Origin of the sequence: Chryseobacterium sp. RU33C (assembly GCF_900156015.1) — a bacterium.
Classification (GTDB): Bacteria; Bacteroidota; Bacteroidia; order Flavobacteriales; family Weeksellaceae; genus Chryseobacterium; species Chryseobacterium candidae.
This window is the reverse complement of the sequence record NZ_FTMT01000048.1, coordinates 1-1,455: the sequence shown is the minus strand read 5'-3', so window position 1 is coordinate 1,455 and position 1,455 is coordinate 1. Positions and strand designations below refer to the sequence as shown.

At 40.1% G+C, this 1,455-nt stretch carries 1 protein-coding gene; it reads left to right on the top strand.

What is annotated here, in order from left to right; genetic code table 11:
* Nucleotides 1-557 precede the first annotated feature (557 nt).
* Complete coding sequence (gene map / locus BW946_RS20975) at nt 558-1,322, top strand: type I methionyl aminopeptidase (protein WP_076598021.1); 765 nt, start codon at nt 558-560, stop codon at nt 1,320-1,322.
* Nucleotides 1,323-1,455: the final 133 nt, after the last annotated feature.

Here is a 1,455-nt window from a genome sequence, read left to right as displayed (position 1 = left end):
CCTGTTATACCTGTTAAAGTGCCGGGAACTGGTGTATCAACTGTCTTCAGCAGCTTCGGAAGTGCTTTTGGCCACTATAGAAAGTGTCTGCAGCTTCTCATTAATTGGTTATTGCCATTTCGTAAACTGTCTGAAGCCGTTTAAGAAATGCCTTCACATACTTTGGTAAGTATCTCCGGGCACTTTATCAAATAGGTATAACTATTTTACAACCGCCTCAAACGTTTTCATAACCTCCTACAGCCTTTTACTCAAGCAGCTGGAGACCGTTTTAGAACACCCTTCAACCCCTTCGGAAAAGCCTTCAACCCCTTTCTGAACAGTCTCCATACCGTTCTATAAGTCCCTGTCACGCCTTATCCAAGTAGTCGGAGACCGTTATGGAACACCTTTTAGCCCCTTATATAACCGGGTATAGCCCCTTACCCAAGGGGTTAGAGGGAGTTGGTGAAGGGGGTAACTCCATTCTCAATAATTGGATCTGGTGAATGAAAACAGATCAGTTTAAAATATTTTAATTTCCTAACTTTGTAAGAATCAATAATAATCAAATAAATATGTCAATTACCGGCGAAGATCAAATGATCGGAATGCAAAAAGTAAGTGAAGCCGTTGCCTATACGCTGAAGAAAATGATGGATTATGCTGAACCCGGCATCACCACAAAAGATCTTGATGAGTATGGGGCCAAAATTCTTGAAGGTTTCGGGGCAAAATCAGCACCTTATCTGACCTATGGATTCCCGGGCTGGACTTGCATCAGCGTAGATAATGAATTCTGCCATGGTATTCCCACAGATCAAAGGATTTTGAAAGAAGGAGATCTGATCAATATTGATGTTTCTGCAGAGTTGGACGGATATTGGGCAGATAATGGAGGTTCTTTCGTGATCGGAGAAGATATTCACGGACATCAAAAATTGGTGGAAGCCTCCAAAGATATCCTGAGAAAAGCTATAGACAACATAAAAGGCGGCGTAAAAATATCAGACATAGGACACTTAATAGAAACAGAAGCAAAGAAAAGAGGTCTTAAAGTCATTAAAAACCTTGCGGGCCATGGAGTAGGAAGAAGTTTACATGAGCAGCCTGATGAATTGCTGAACTACAGAAACCGCTATGATTCCAGACGTTTTAAGAAAAACTCTGTGGTGGCTATTGAAACTTTTATTTCCACGGATTCCAATCTTGCAGTAGAATTAAATGACGGCTGGACTATGGTAGGCAATAAAGGCGGTTACATGGCCCAGCACGAGCATACCATTGTAATCACCGATGGAAAGCCAATCATTTTAACCGAAATGAACGGAATCCTGAATTAATTTTATTCAATCCTTTGTAAAGGCAGATATGAATAATCGGTAGTGTTTCACTAACTGTGTAAGTTAAAAAGTTATTCTGGAAAATTTTGAGCCCTCATAGCTCAAAAAATTTTACGGAAATAACTTTTTATTA